This window comes from Dokdonella fugitiva (assembly GCF_014138265.1).
Taxonomy (GTDB): domain Bacteria; phylum Pseudomonadota; class Gammaproteobacteria; order Xanthomonadales; family Rhodanobacteraceae; genus Dokdonella_A; species Dokdonella_A fugitiva_A.
The window spans coordinates 16,337-30,121 of record NZ_JACGXL010000008.1 but is presented as its reverse complement, the minus strand read 5'-3'; the positions used below and the strand labels follow the sequence as shown (position 1 = coordinate 30,121).

General features: G+C 70.3%; 11 protein-coding genes. 5 read left to right on the top strand and 6 right to left on the bottom strand.

Translation table 11 applies throughout. From position 1 onward, the window contains the following. The first annotated feature begins 125 nt into the window (after window positions 1–125). Together FHW12_RS19600 and FHW12_RS19595 are read left to right on the top strand one after the other, a co-directional pair. On the top strand, window positions 126–953 hold the full coding sequence (locus tag FHW12_RS19600) for a helix-turn-helix domain-containing protein (protein WP_182532762.1): 828 nt from the start codon (window positions 126–128) through the stop codon (window positions 951–953). A 57-nt stretch (window positions 954–1,010) separates the two neighbouring features. Continuing rightward, window positions 1,011–2,849, top strand: a complete 1,839-nt coding sequence (locus FHW12_RS19595) for a M3 family metallopeptidase (RefSeq protein WP_182532761.1) — start codon at window positions 1,011–1,013, stop codon at window positions 2,847–2,849. A 25-nt stretch (window positions 2,850–2,874) separates the two neighbouring features. On the opposite strand, the gene FHW12_RS19590 is transcribed toward FHW12_RS19595, so the two are convergent. The 3 genes from FHW12_RS19590 to FHW12_RS19580 all read right to left on the bottom strand — a co-directional run bounded on the left by FHW12_RS19590 (window position 2,875) and on the right by FHW12_RS19580 (window position 4,039). Continuing rightward, complete coding sequence (locus FHW12_RS19590; RefSeq protein ID WP_182532760.1) at window positions 2,875–3,180, bottom strand: hypothetical protein; 306 nt, start codon at window positions 3,178–3,180, stop codon at window positions 2,875–2,877. Between the two features lie 65 nt (window positions 3,181–3,245). Beyond that, complete coding sequence (locus FHW12_RS19585; RefSeq protein ID WP_182532759.1) at window positions 3,246–3,662, bottom strand: hypothetical protein; 417 nt, start codon at window positions 3,660–3,662, stop codon at window positions 3,246–3,248. Next, window positions 3,641–4,039, bottom strand: coding sequence for a hypothetical protein (locus FHW12_RS19580; protein WP_182532758.1), 399 nt, complete (start codon window positions 4,037–4,039; stop codon window positions 3,641–3,643). The genes FHW12_RS19585 and FHW12_RS19580 overlap by 22 nt, the downstream gene beginning before the upstream one ends. A 293-nt stretch (window positions 4,040–4,332) precedes the next feature. Here FHW12_RS19580 and FHW12_RS19575 point away from each other — a divergent pair, with 293 nt between their 5' ends. Next, window positions 4,333–5,940 (top strand): trypsin-like serine protease, encoded by a 1,608-nt coding sequence (locus tag FHW12_RS19575; protein ID WP_182532757.1) that lies wholly within the window; start codon window positions 4,333–4,335, stop codon window positions 5,938–5,940. Window positions 5,941–5,954: 14 nt separating this feature from the next. Continuing rightward, on the top strand, window positions 5,955–7,634 hold the full coding sequence (locus FHW12_RS19570) for an amidohydrolase family protein (protein WP_182532756.1): 1,680 nt from the start codon (window positions 5,955–5,957) through the stop codon (window positions 7,632–7,634). A 441-nt stretch (window positions 7,635–8,075) separates the two neighbouring features. Here FHW12_RS19570 and FHW12_RS19565 read toward each other — a convergent pair whose 3' ends face one another. Next, a complete protein-coding gene (locus FHW12_RS19565) occupies window positions 8,076–8,546 on the bottom strand; it encodes a hypothetical protein (RefSeq protein ID WP_182532755.1) in 471 nt (156 codons plus the stop codon). A 33-nt stretch (window positions 8,547–8,579) separates the two neighbouring features. On the opposite strand from FHW12_RS19565, the gene FHW12_RS19560 reads away from it, so the two are divergent. Further along, entirely contained in the window at window positions 8,580–9,491 is a 912-nt protein-coding gene (locus FHW12_RS19560; protein WP_182532754.1) for a DUF3667 domain-containing protein, read from the top strand. A 33-nt stretch (window positions 9,492–9,524) separates the two neighbouring features. Here the strand turns inward: FHW12_RS19560 and FHW12_RS19555 are convergent, their stop codons facing one another. Further along, window positions 9,525–11,630, bottom strand: a complete 2,106-nt coding sequence (locus FHW12_RS19555; RefSeq protein ID WP_182532753.1) for a hypothetical protein — start codon at window positions 11,628–11,630, stop codon at window positions 9,525–9,527. Next, window positions 11,627–13,771 (bottom strand): hypothetical protein, encoded by a 2,145-nt coding sequence (locus tag FHW12_RS19550; RefSeq protein WP_182532752.1) that lies wholly within the window; start codon window positions 13,769–13,771, stop codon window positions 11,627–11,629. Before FHW12_RS19550 ends, FHW12_RS19555 begins: the two co-directional genes overlap by 4 nt. Between the last annotated feature and the right edge of the window lie 14 nt (window positions 13,772–13,785).

Here is a 13,785-nt window from a genome sequence, read left to right as displayed (position 1 = left end):
ACCCGGTCGTGTCCGCCACCAGCATAGCCCGGTTCGCGCGCGGACGCCGCGCCGCGCGCGCGCATGAGGGAATCTACCCCGCGACCGGCGGCGGCCGCGGCGCATCCTGGCGTAGCATGCGCGCCATGACCTCGATGGAAACGGTTCCAGCGCAGCGCCCCGGTGACTTGCACGGCGTGCCGGAGCACGGCTGGCGCGGCAGCGGCCTCGTGGTCGGCTGCGGCCGCTACGCGCCCGGGCTGCGCATCGGCCGGCACGACCATGAACGCGCGAGCCTCTGCCTCGTCCTCGCGGGCGCCTACGAGGAACGCTACGGCCGGCGCACGCGACGCGCGGTCGCGGGCACGCTCATCGCGCACCCCGCCGGCGAAGTGCACGCGGATCGCCACGACGCGTGCACGACGCGCCTGCTCACGATCGAGGTCGACGACGACGCGTTGCATGACGGCGGCGCGGCCGTACGCCTGTTCGACGATGCATGGGACTGCGATGCGACCGCGCTCGTGCCGCTCGCGCTGCGCCTGCGCCACGCACTCGACGCACCCGCCGCGGAGCGCGAGCTCGTCGCCGCCGAAGCGGCGTGGCAGCTGGTCGGCGGCATCGCACGGCATCGCCAGCCCGACGCGACGCGCGCGCCCTGGCTGCGCGCGGTGCGCGACCGGCTCGACGCCGCGCTGGAATCGCCTTCGCTCGCGGCACTCGCCGCCGGCGCGGGCGTGCATCCGATGCATCTCACGCGCGCGTTCCGCCATGCGTACGGCTGCAGCATCGGTGACTACCTGCGGCAGCGGCGCGTCGCGCGCGCGGTGTGCCTGCTCGTCGACACGCGGCTCGATCTCGCCGAGGTCGCCGCGGAGGCCGGCTATGCCGACCAGAGCCATCTCACGCGCCACGTGCGCGCAGCGACCGGGCGCGCGCCCGGCGCGTGGCGACGCGCATTCGGCGAGCACTGAGCGCGGATGCTTGGCGCGTTCAAGACGCACCGGTCGCCCGCGTGCGAGGCTCGCCGCATGAATCTCCTTTCGTTCCACCTTGCCCTGCTCCGCGCCGCCGTCGCGTTCGGCGTGCTTCCCGTCGCCGCAACGGCCACGGCCGTCGATGCGCCCGCGATGCCGGCGCGGGCATCGATCGATCTCTCGCGCTACTTCGCGACGCGCGAGGCCGCACTTGCCGAACTCGACGCCCTGCAACGCGATGTCGACGGCTGGCATCCGGACGCGTCGACGACGTTCGCCGCCGTGTTCGATGCCGCCGAAGCGCTCGCGCGTCGCGCGCGCCGCGTGTCGGCGTACGTCGACATCCTCGCCGCGCGCGATCTCGACGACGCGGCGGCGACGCAGGCCCGCAACCGCGTCGACGCGCTCGGCGACCAGCTCGCGCGCAGCCTCGACGACGCCTTGCGCGTACGCCCGCTCGCTGCGTTCGACACGGCCGCCGCCGGCGACGCGCGCCTCGCGCGCTATCGCCATCTCGCCACCGACGCCGCTGCGCGCGCCGCCCACGCATTGCCACCCGACGCCGCGAAACTCGCCGACGCCGCGATCGAACCGCTGCTGCGGGACGCCTGGACGATCCACCAGCGCGTCGAACGCCTGCCGCTGCAAGGCCAGGCCGACGATACCGCCGACGCGAAAGCCGCCGACCGCGCCACGCGCGAAGCTGCGTGGCGCCGGCGCTGGCAGGCGACGCAGGCACGCGCCGACGTCGACGCGACCTTGCTGCTCGGCATCGCCCGCACGCGCCGGGCGCTCGCGCAGGCGCGCGGATTCGCCGATGCGCCGTCCGCGGGCTACGTCGAGCGCGGGCTCGACCGCGTGACGGTCGAACGCTCGCTCGCCGACGTGCGTGCGCACCTCGCGCTGTACGGCCGCTACCACGCCTTGCGTGCGCAGCGCATCCGCGCCGCGACCGGCATCGACGACGTGCGCCCGTGGGATCTCGACGCCGGCTCGGATACGCCGCCGCATTTCACGCTCGCCGACGTGCGCACGATCGCGCCCGCGGCGCTCGCACCGCTCGGCCGCGACTACGTACGCGCGTTCAGCGCGCTGCTGTCGGCCGATGCGCACCGCCTCGATCTCGCCGACGTGCTCGGCCGGCGCGAAGCGGGTGGATTCTCGGTGAGCGCACCCGGTACGCCCGCGGGCCTCTACGTCGCCGCGTTCGGCGGCGCGCTCGGCGACTTGCGCGTGATGCTGCACGAAGGCGGCCACGCGATCGCCGCGCAGATCGCCGACGACGCCGGCACGCCGTCATTGCTCGCACATGGGCCGAACGGCCTCGTGGAGAGCTACGCGCTGCTCAACGAGTTCCTGCTCTACGACCACCTCGCGCAGCACGCGCGTACGCCGGCCGAGCGCGAGCGCTACCTCGTCGCGCTCGACGACGACATGGTGTTCCAGGTGTTCGGCTCCGCCGAGGAGGCGACACTGGAGCAGACGATCCACGACGAAGCCGCCGCCGGACGCGTGCAGTCGGCCGCCGATCTCGACCGCGTCACGACCGGCGTGCGCAGTGCGTTCGAACCCTGGCCCGCCGACGTGCTGCAGGCCTCGTCGAGCTGGTGGGCGACCAAGCGTCTCTACTACCAGCACCCGTTCTACCTCGTGAACTACCTCTACGCCGGCGTCATCGCGATCAACCTGTATGCCGAAGCGAAAGCGCACCCCGCGACGTTCGCGACGCGCTACCACGCCCTGCTCGCACGCGGCTACGACGCACCCACGGAAACCCTGCTCGCGCCGATGCTCGGCGACGGCGTCACGCTCGATGCGCTGGGGGCTCGGGCGTTCGAGGTGATCGGGGCGAAGCTCGATGCAATCGATGCCGTGCGGCGGCCCTTGCACTGATAGGCCCGCATCCATTTGAGCGCGATCAGTAGGGATCGAAATCGAGTGACGCGTTCAGCTTCGACAGCGCGGACACCGCTTCCGCGGACAGGTTGAATGAAGGTCTCAGTCCGTCCGGCAATACCGGCCGGACACAGAATTCAACGCCCTCGACGGCGCCGCCGTCGGATTCGATGCGATCCATCGCCGCGGCGGCCTCGCTGGCTCCCTTCCTGACCAATGCATCCACGAGATCGGGCTCATACGACGCGGCCTTTCCGCTCGCGAGCGCGATCTCCCGCGCGGGTTGCGCAAGCGTGCCGTCGGCGACGAGCGCCAGCCTGGCGACCACCTTCCATCGAGTTCCAATATCCATATCACATCCCATTGGCAATAACGGAGATGCGCGACCCATCGTCACGCCGTGTCGCTGCGGCGTGCGAACATGACTTTCCAGAACGAAACGGATGCCAAGGCCAGAAGCACCAGCGTCGGCCCATACACGGTTCCGTTGCTGTGCAAGGACCCGTCCGTCAGCGGTGGATACATGACCAGGATGCACGTCTCGTACAGCGCAATGCCGATCAACGCGCCGCATGCGATGACCGCCGCCCGGTACTTCGCGGCTCCGAGCGACACGAGAAACAGTAGTGTCCCGAGTGCTACCGGCAGCACATCGGCGAGCGAGAGCGACGACGACGTCGCCCAGGCGCTCCCCGCTTGCATCATGCCGAGCCGGGCATAGCCGATCATGGGCGCAAGAACGACCACGCCTGACGCGAGCCCGATGCAGAGCAGCAGTGCCCTGCCTTTCATCGCAACATTCGTGTCCATTGCAATAGAACCCCCCTCGAAGCGTCCTGACTGGGATCGTACGACCACGTGCTCACCAATCCTACCTGGCCCCCCCCTGATGAAAAGCAAAGGCCAACGGGCTCCCGCCTCGGCTCAGGAAAAACGGTCTCGTAGTCGCCGAGCGAGGCGAGTGCAATGCCGAGATAGCCCTCCAGTCGAACGATCGCCTGTGCTTCCCGATGCGATTCGATGTCGTCCAGGACCTGGGCGAAGGATCGCGCATCGCTGGCGCTCCTGACATACGACGACGCCACGAGGTCTTCGACCTTCGATGACGTCAGCAGGAACGTTCCCGCGGATCCGATGCCGACTCCGGATAGCAGCGCAACCACCAGACCGTAGATGGGCTTGCGCATGTCCAATACCTCGACGTAAGACCATGGTGAGAAGGAGCTGCGGGCACCCTGTCAGCGAAGCAAGGCGCAAGCGAACGACGCACGCGCCCTCGGATCCAGCGTGTCCTGCGCTCCGATGTCGTCACGAAGCATGGCAACGACGTGCACACATTGCCACCTCCGCCGCCCTTTCCCGCCGACGCGCGATTTTCCTACAAGCATGCGCGCCAATCTCCGGTCGCGCCCGGCCAACCCGGGGCGATACTGCATACGCCGAGTCGCGCGAATCGATCAGGGGCCAAGGAGGTCGTGTCGTGACGTATCGCGGCCATCGTTTCGGGTTCGTCGTCGGTGTCTCGCTCGCGATCGCCGCCGTCGGTGCGCAGGCCGACGAGGCGTCGCACGACGCCGAGGTCAAGGCGGAAGTCGCGCGGCGCGTCGATCGCCTCTCGCGCCTGCTGTCGGAAGAATCGCGGCGTGGTGATTCCTTGCGGATCCGCGCCGAGGACGCCTCGCCCGCGAAACTGTCCACCGACGTGCGCGCCACTGCGAGCGGCTCCGCATTCCCGTTGTTGCTGGAACGGCCGATCGACCGCAGCGTCGTCAATGGGCGCATCGGACGCGTGACGCGTGCGCAGAAGCAGGCGTTCATCGACACCGTGGCCGCCAAGACGGCCGAGCTCAAGACCAGCAGCAGCCACCTCGCCACCTGGGGACAGACGATCCAGCAGGCGCCCGCCGACCAGGCGCTCGACCTGGCACAGGCGATCGTCGTGCCCCGCGACAGCGCGATCGTGCTGGCGACGGGCGGCTTGTCGGCGGCGACGCCGGGGGCGATTCCGCTGCCGGTCAGCCCACTCCCCCCCGGCTCGACCGGTCTCGCGCCGTTCATCGTCGGCCTCGGCTTCGCGACGGTGGACTACCCGGCGACGGCCGCGATCCTCTACACCGACACCCTGTCCGGCACGACCAGCATCCAGTGCACCGGCGCGCTCATCGCACCCAACGTCGTCGCCACGGCCGCGCATTGCGTCAACGCCGAGGGCGCGACGCTGTCGGGCGTCTATTTCCAGCACGGCGGCGTGCACGACGTCGTCGCCGCCATCGCGCATCCGAGCTTCGCCTTCCCGCGCTTCGACATCGCCCTGCTCACGCTCAAGGACGACGTGACCGGCATCGTGCCGCTCGCGCTCAACACGCGCGCCGCCGTGGCGCCGGGCACGCCCGCGCAGATCGTCGGCTTCGGTTACCACAGCGGCCTCGGCAGCGAGGCGATCGTGCGCCGCACCGGCATGAAGTTCTACGGCAACGTGGCGACGTCCGCCTGCGACGCGGCGTACCAGGGACAAGGCCTGATCTGCTGGACCTTCGAGGCGCGGAGCGGCGCCGCGTTGAGCGGCAGCACCTGCAACGGCGACTCCGGCGGCCCGCTGCTCGTCGTCGAGGACGGCGCGTGGCGGCTCGCCGGGCTCACCTCGGGCGGCGGCGCGGACTGCACGGTCGGCGACCGCCCGGTCGACACCGAGATCTACGCCTACGCGGACTGGATCCGCGAACAGCTCGCGGCGATGCCCGCGTCGAGCGGCGCGCCGCTCGAGCCTTCGCTGCAACCCGCGACGAGCAACGTGCAGCGGTTCCCGTTCGGCGAACCCGCGCGCATCTTCGCGCAGAACGCGACCTGGGCGCGCGCGTTCACGGTGCCGCCGGGAACGCGCGTGCTGCGCGTCGCGATGAACACGATCGAAACCGGCTCGACCGTGCACTTCCAGGTCGGCCCGCACGATGCGACGGCCGCGTGCGCGCGCGACGTCGACGACGTCGTCACGGCGTGCGAGGTGCAGGCACCCGCGGCCGGCGCGTGGGATGTCTCGGTCGCCGGCATTCCGGGCCAGGAGTACCAGCTGGTCGCCACTGCATTCTGACGGGGGAACGCATCGTGTCCATTCCGTATTCGCCGACGCGCCGGCGCCTGCTCGGCGCTTTCGCCGCGGCCCCGCTCGCCTTCACCGGCTGCTGCGCGCTGCGCAGGTTCCCCGCGCCGCTCATCACCGACACCGGGCGCGCCACGCCGCCGAACCGGATCCTGCGGCCCGAGGTGCGCGACCACGGCGCGCGCCATGCGGTCGACGCGCATGCGCATTTCTTCAACGCATCCGACGTCAATGTCGCAGGCTACGTCGAGCACTGCATCGCGCACTCGCGCGACGAACCGCTGCGCACGCTCATCCGGGCGATGGCGCCCGTGCTCGACGCGCTCGCCGGCAACGCCAAGACCGCCGCGGCGGAATATGCCGAGCTGATCCAGCAGGCGAGCGGCGTGCAGCCGTACTCGGCCGGCGACGCGAGCGCCGCGCTCGACCGCCGCATCGAAGCGCGCCGCGACGACATCGCGCGCGAGCTGTACGACACGATGCGCCGCAAGGGCGCCGACACGGCCTACGCGCGCGCGAAGGATTCCGCGCTGCGCAAGCGCGGCGCACGCGACGTGTCGCCGCAACTCACGCCCGAGCGCATCCGCCAGTCGATGGCGCTCACGACCGGCGTGCAGCCGTTCGGCGCGACGTCACCGCGCGCAGCGACCTCGGACGAGGCGGACGGCGTGCTGCGCTTCGCGTCGTACATGCTGCAGGACCGCTGGATGAACCTGCGCACCTACGCGCGCGCGTACTCGACCGACGCCGGCAGCTACGGCATCGACGCCGCGTTCGGCGCGCTCGTCGACTTCGACTACTGGCTCGACTGCGCGCCGTACTCTTCGCGCAGCGACCAGATGAAGCTGCACTCGCTGCTGTCGTACCTCTCCGGCGGTTACATGCTGCCGCTGATCGGCTACAACCCGTGGACCGACATCAAGCGCGACGGCGAGTCGCTCGCCCTCGTCAAGGAAGCGATCGGCTCGTACGGCTTCGTCGGCGTCAAGCTGTATCCGCCGACCGGCTTCTTCCCCTACGGCAATGCCGACCATCCGGTCGAGACGCCACTGCCGCGTCCCGACCTGCGCGAACTCGATCGCCGGCTCGCCACGCTGTTCGACTGGTGCGTCGCGAACGAGGTGCCGGTGATGGCGCATTCCAACCACAGCATGGGCCGCGACGACGCCTCCGACGCGTTCGGCGGCACGGTCGGCTGGACCGCGCTGGAAGCGCGCTACGAGGGCAAGCCCGCACCGAGCGTGAGCCTCAGCCATTTCGGCGGCGACGCGAACGGGGACGGGGACTGGCCCGCGCGCTTCGCCGGCCTCATGGCCCGCTACCCGCAGGCGCCGATCTACGGCGACCTCGCCTACTGGTCCAACGCGCGCACCTGCGGCATCGCCGGCAGCGACGCGTGTGCGGAACTGCGCGCGCGGATCGAAGCCGCGAAGGCCGCCTACCCGGCGATCGGCGAGCGCCTCATGTACGGCAGCGACTGGCTCATGCTCGCGCAGGAACGCGACTGGGAGCAGTTCCCCGCGCAGATCGCCAGCGCCGTGACCGGCACCGGCCACGACCTGCTGCCGTTCGACGCGCTGTTCCGCGCGAACGCGGTGCACTTCTTCGGCCTCGATCGCGAAGGGCCGCAGCGGAGCCGGGCGATGCGCGCGCTGGCGCAGGTGCCGGCGTGGTTCGGTGGTTGAGGGCAACAAGCACGAAGGCGGAAGCATCGAGGTGCGATGTACGCAACGCTCCGCTCCGGACGGATGACGAAGATGCGGTCGCATACCGCCGTTCGCTATGTGCTGCCTTGGCTCCGACTTCCAGTCTGTCGGAAAAGAATCGCGAGAGACCCGGAAATGGCCAACGAGATAGCCAACCCGTTGAGCAGCACGAATAGCAGCGTACTCGGCCAAAGGAAGCCGAACGGGAAGTAAGCTATCCACCGGAGAACGGATTCATTCGCCGAATGCACTCCATGCGGAACAACCTCCGTTAGGGCATATCCGGCAAAAAGAAGTGACCGATCAGGACAGCGACAAACATGCGCCACATCGCGCTCGCTCCGATTCCAGAGAAGGCGTCCGACCCGTACCCGCTTCAAGTCCATTCCCGAATAAAGATGATTCGACCCCGTCGGTCGGTCAAGGTGCGGTGACCTGGAGCCAAGGCGCCGGGGACGCATACCAACCACTTGCCTCCGCCTCCATTTCGTTCGTGTACACGCTGCCGTCGCGTGTAACGACGAGCCATCCCGTGCCGTCGATGGCGTCGAATCCGAACCACGTACGTTCGTGCGAGAGCGCGACATACTCGAAATCGTAGACGCAACCGAGCGCACGGACCGGCCAGGGACGCGGCGGCATGCCGCGAGGATGCATGAACGCATCACCCAGCACGCCGCGCGCGATGTCCCATACCTGATCATCCCCGAGCGGAGCGCCGCGACAGGGTGGCTTCTCGTCGAGCACCGACGAGAGATCGACCTGGCTGACGGCCACGGCAAGTACGAACGATGCTGCCAGCATGGACCCCTCAGGCTTGTCGGTCTTCGGGTGAGACGACTCGTCGCCATCGGTCGTCGCACCGTCACCCGACGCCCGCTGCGCTAGCATGCACGCCTCGCCCGGCGTCGTCCGACCGACCGCATGACCGAACCTTGCGTCAACTGCCGCACCCCCGTCGACAGCCGCTATTGCCGCAATTGCGGCCAGAAGCGCCTGGAGCCGGAGGATCGTCGCTTCGGCCACCTGTTCGGCGAGTTCATGCACAGCCTGTTCGATCTCGACGGCCGCATCTGGCGCTCGCTCGTCGCGCTGCTGTTCCGCCCGGGGCGGCTCTCGCTCGACTACAACGAAGGCCGGCGCGCGCGCTGGGTCGCGCCGGTAGCGTTGTTCTTCGCGGTCAACGTGCTCTATTTCCTCTCGCCGCTGCACGGCGACTACGCGATGCAGTTCGACAAGCAGGTGCCCGGCCGCATCGCCGCGGCAGCGGCCGAGCCGGGTACGGACACGCGTGGCTACACGTGGAGCGGCCAGGTGCACAGCCCGTTCACGGCCGCGTGGGTGGATCGCAAGGCGGCCGAACTCGATCCCGACGGCCACGGCGACGGCTACCGCAAGTTGCGTGAACGCTACGACGCGCGCGCCGACGACGTGAGCAAGGCGCTGGTGATCCTACACCTGCCGTTCGTCGCGCTCGCGCTCGCGCTGCTCTTCGTGGACCGGCGCTATTACTACGCCGAGCACTTCGTCGTCACGCTGCACTACTTCGCGTTCTCGCTGATCATGGTGAGCGCGCTCGTGCACGTCGACGGCGTGCTGCGGCGGCATTCGCCATGGTTCGACGCCACCGTGCCGATGTCCGCGCTCGACTGGGCCGCGCGCATCCTCTACGCGCTGTACGCGGTGCTCATGCTGCGGCGCGCGTATCGCACCGGCTGGCCGCGCGCGATCGTGTCGGGCGCCGCGCTGATCGCGGCGATGATCGCGGTGAACCTCTACATCTACCGGCCGGTGCAGTTCGTCGCCACGCTGTGGGCCGCCACGCACGCGACGTGACGGCCTGGCGGTCCGGCACACTCCCGTATCGCGCTACGGCGTGCTCGCTTCGAAGCCGTCGGTGAAGATCCGCGGACCGGCGACGTCCAAGTCGAACACGCCGCCGAGGCTGCTCGCCCGCACGTGCACGACGCCACCGCGCGGGGCGTCGACGAACAATCCGCCGCGATCGCAGGCGAGAGCGCCGATCGGCGCCGATTCGGCGACGGCCGCGTAGCCGTCGATGTCGGCGAGCACGAGGCGACGGTCCACGCACGCGATGGCCTTGCCCGGGTCGCCGGGCACCGCGCGCACGGCGCCGGCCTCGCCGTTGCCGAGTGCGAACGCGTCGAGCGGCTCGCCATCCGTGCCGAACATGTGCAGGCCGCCGTCGCGGTCGAGCGCGACCACGACGAGCGCACCGCCCGCGCGCTGCACGACGGCCGCCGACACCGCGTTGAGCGGCTGCGACCATGCGACCGTCATCGTCACCGTGTCGAACGCGACCACCGCGGCGCCGGTCGCGAACAGCACGACGCCCGCGCCGATCCCGGGCGCGGTCTGCACGTCGAGCGCCGTCGTACCGAGCGAGGCATCGATGACCGACAGCGCGATGCGATGCAGGTCGGTGCCGTCGAACAGCGCCAGACGCACGCCGTCGGTCGTGCTCGTCGCCGCGAGCAGACGCTGCGCGGGCATCGCGACGAGGTGCTCGATCGACGTGAACCCCGTCGTCGCGTTCGACGCCGTGACGAGGTGCGTCGCGCCGTCGAGCCGATGCAGGATCATCTGATAGCTATTGGTGACCGCGGCGACGGCGATGTCCGCGGGCGCCGCGGCGTGCATCGGGCCGACGGCGACCGCGCTCAAGCTCATGTAGCCGAGCGGCGTACCGTCGGCCGACAGCAGGCCACTCCAGCGCTCGACGCCCGTCGCCGGGTCGTACACGTGCAAGCGGCCGCCCTGGTAGCGCGCATTGCTGTAGGCCGATATCCAGACGGCGTCGGCGACGCCGTCGCCGGATACGTCCGCGGTCGCCGTCGCGCGGAACGGTGCGTTCTCGGCATGCAACGTGTACTCGATGTCACCACCGGCCGCGCGGACCTGCACGGTGTCGCCACCGGCGTCGTTGAGGCGCGCGCCGGACACGTACTGGCGCGCCGTGCCTCCCTTCATGCGCGCGGCGCCCGCGTGCACCAGGGGCAGGTCGTAGTACGACTCGCGCACGGCCTGCGTCCGCGCGTCGTAGACGCGGAACCCGCCGTCGCCCGAGTAGAGGATTTCGTCGATGCCGTCGCCATCGATATCGGCGACATCCACGCCGTCGGTGCGTGCGACCTTGACCGACCAGATCGGCGAGTACGGCGTGCCGCGATACCCGGAGAAGTAGCCCGCTTCGCGCGCGGCGATGAAGCCGTCGTGCGCTGCGTCCACGATGCGGCCGGCCGCGAGCAACGGCGCGAACCCGCCCGCGTCCTGCCAGTCCATCGCGTTGGTCGCGCCATCGACGACGAAGCCGGGCGTGCCCGCCAGCACGATCTCGAGCGCAGGGTCCGCATCGAGCTGCACGAGTTCGATCGACGACGAAGCGCGCCCGGCGTAGGTGCGCACGAGCGTACCGTCGTCGAGCGAGTACGCCGCGACGCCCGCGGTCGCGTCCGCGATGACCACGTCGAGGTGGCCATCGGCGTCGACGTCGCCGACGCGCATCGACTGCGCGGGGCGGCCGGTGGCGATGCGCGCGACAGGCACGAGCGGCCAACCCGCGTAGTGCTCGATCACGCCGTCGAAGGACACGAGCACGAGCCCGGGGTGCGCCGCGTGGTCGCTCGCGATGCCGACCAGGCGCGCCTGGTCGCCCGCCAGCCATTGCGACACGCGATAGTTCGCGTGCGCCGCGTCGTAACCGACGATCGCGACGAGGCCCGACTGCGGCTGCTGGTCGTCCGGATAGGACGTCGGGATCTGCAGACCCGCGATCGCCGTGTCGTCGCGACCGTCGCCGTCGAAGTCGGCCACGACGATACCGGGCACGCCCGGATACACCATGCCCGGCACCTGCGCGCCATCGGCGCGAAGCGCGTACTGCGCGTGGGCATGGCCGAATGCCGCGACGAGCAGCGCGCCGACGATCCCACGTATCACGCGTGCCGTCCTCATGGTTCGAATCCGTCGGCGAAGATGAGCGATGCGTACGGTCGCGTCGGGAACGCCCAGATGCCGATGCTGTTGCCGGCGTAGAGCGTCGTGCCGTTCGCTCCGGCGTGCGCGAGCAGCGTGCCGCGCGCCGCCAGGTCAGGCCCCACCACCGGCGACGGCCCCTCGGGCTGGTGCTCGGCGAGGTTCCACGTCTGCAGGTGATCGCCGACGGCCACGGCGACGCGATCGGCGTCGCCGGGCAGCGCGGCAATCGCGGAGTACGCCGCATCCGGCATCGACAGGCGATCGAGCTCGGTGCCATCGGTCGCATCGAGCACGACGAGGGTCGGCGTGCCGAAATCGAGGACCGCGATGCGCCCGTTCGGCAGCAGGGCGATCGACTTCCCGGAGACCGGCACGCTGTAGTCGACGAGGTGGTTGGCGAGGTCGATCGACCACAGCCCCGCCTGCGGCACCGCGAACATCAAATGCGGTGGCCCCCCTGCCACGGGCCGCAGGAACGCGGCGCTGGCCCCCCACGCCGGCGTGAGCACGGGCGAGGTCCACAGGCTTGCGAGCGTGTCGGCGCGCAGCACGTGCACGCGCGTGCCGTTGAGGACACCGCTACCGGGCTCGCTCACGAGCACGATCTCGTCGATGCCGTCACCGTCGAGGTCGGTGAGCCGCACGTGCGTCGCGATGCGACCGGCCAACGGCACCAAGGCACGCCGCAGCAACGCATGGGTGGCGCCGTCGACGATCTCGAGCACGGAATCGTAGGAGCCGCCCGCCGCGTCGCGGCCGAGCACGACGAGCTGGCGCCCGGCCCCCGGCTGCACGTGCCCGATCGCGACGTCGACCAGCGGATCGCTGCCGGTCGGCCCGAGTCCGGCCGGGATCGCGGAACGCCAGCGCAATGCGTGCGTGTCGAGGTCGCGGATCGAGACACGGCCGCTGTATCCGACATTGGTCGGGTAGCCGAACGGTATGTCCGCGAGCGAAACGAGTTCGTCATGGCCATCGCCGTCGGTGTCGCCGATCAGGAGGCGGTCGAACGGACCGCCCTGCGCGTCCACCGTGGACACCGACGTGGTGAGGTCGAGCGAGCGCACGTCGATGCCGCCCCCGTCGTAGGACGAGCCGAGCACGAGCGCGCGCGCGCGCGCCGCATCGACTTTCGCCACCGCCACGCGCGGGTCCGAGTGTTGCAACGCCACGCTCGCGCCGACCTGCGCGCCACTGCCGTCGAGCCAGAAGGTGTGCCCGTCGATGGTGGCGACGAGCACTTCCATCACGCCGTCGCCATTGCGATCGCCGAGCGCGATGTCGCTCGCCGACACGTCGAGCTTGCGCCAGCGCAGTGCCGGCACGTCCGCATTGAATGCGATGACGCTGTAGTCCGAACCAAGCACGACGAACTCCGGCGCGGCGGACCCGGCGATGTTGCCGACGAGCACCTTGCGCGCCCCCGCGTCCGTCCACGACCACAGCACGTGGCCGTCCGATGTCGCGCGGATGTCGACCTGACCGTAGCCGCCGACGACGAGGCGGTCGGGCTGGGCGCCCGCCGCCGGCAGGTGGGCGAGCGCATACGCGGAGCCGTCGTAACGCCACGCCGGCGACGTCGCCTGGCCGCGGAACAAGCCCACGCCCGCGGATCCGCCCACCGCGACGTCGACATCGTCGGCACTGGCGACGCGCGTGAGCGCGACCGCCATCACCTGGTCGTCCGGCGTGAGCCAGCGCGACGACCGCGGTGCAAGCGGATTGCCCGCGAACACCCGCAGCGCGAGCCGGTCGTCATCGGGACGCGTACCGGCAACGACGACGATCGGCTCCGGCGTCGCTGCCACATCCACGCCTCCCACGGGGACGTCGCCCATGAGCGGTGGCGCGACCTCGGCCGTCGGTCCCAGCGCGCCGCCCAGGTATCCGAGCGTGCTGTACCAGCTCGTGCCCATCGCGGTCGCCTGGCCGGCGAGCAGCATCGAGGCAGCGACGTCCGTCGCGCCGGGGACGGGTACGAACCCGTACACGTTCGCCGGATAGCCGCGATACGGCGCCTCGACCCGCACGGCGTCATAGGCGATCCCGGCGATCGCCGGGCCGCACAGGCACAACACGACACTGCCCAGCAGCGCCGCCCTTCCACGAATTGCCATCAAGCCCCCTGCAC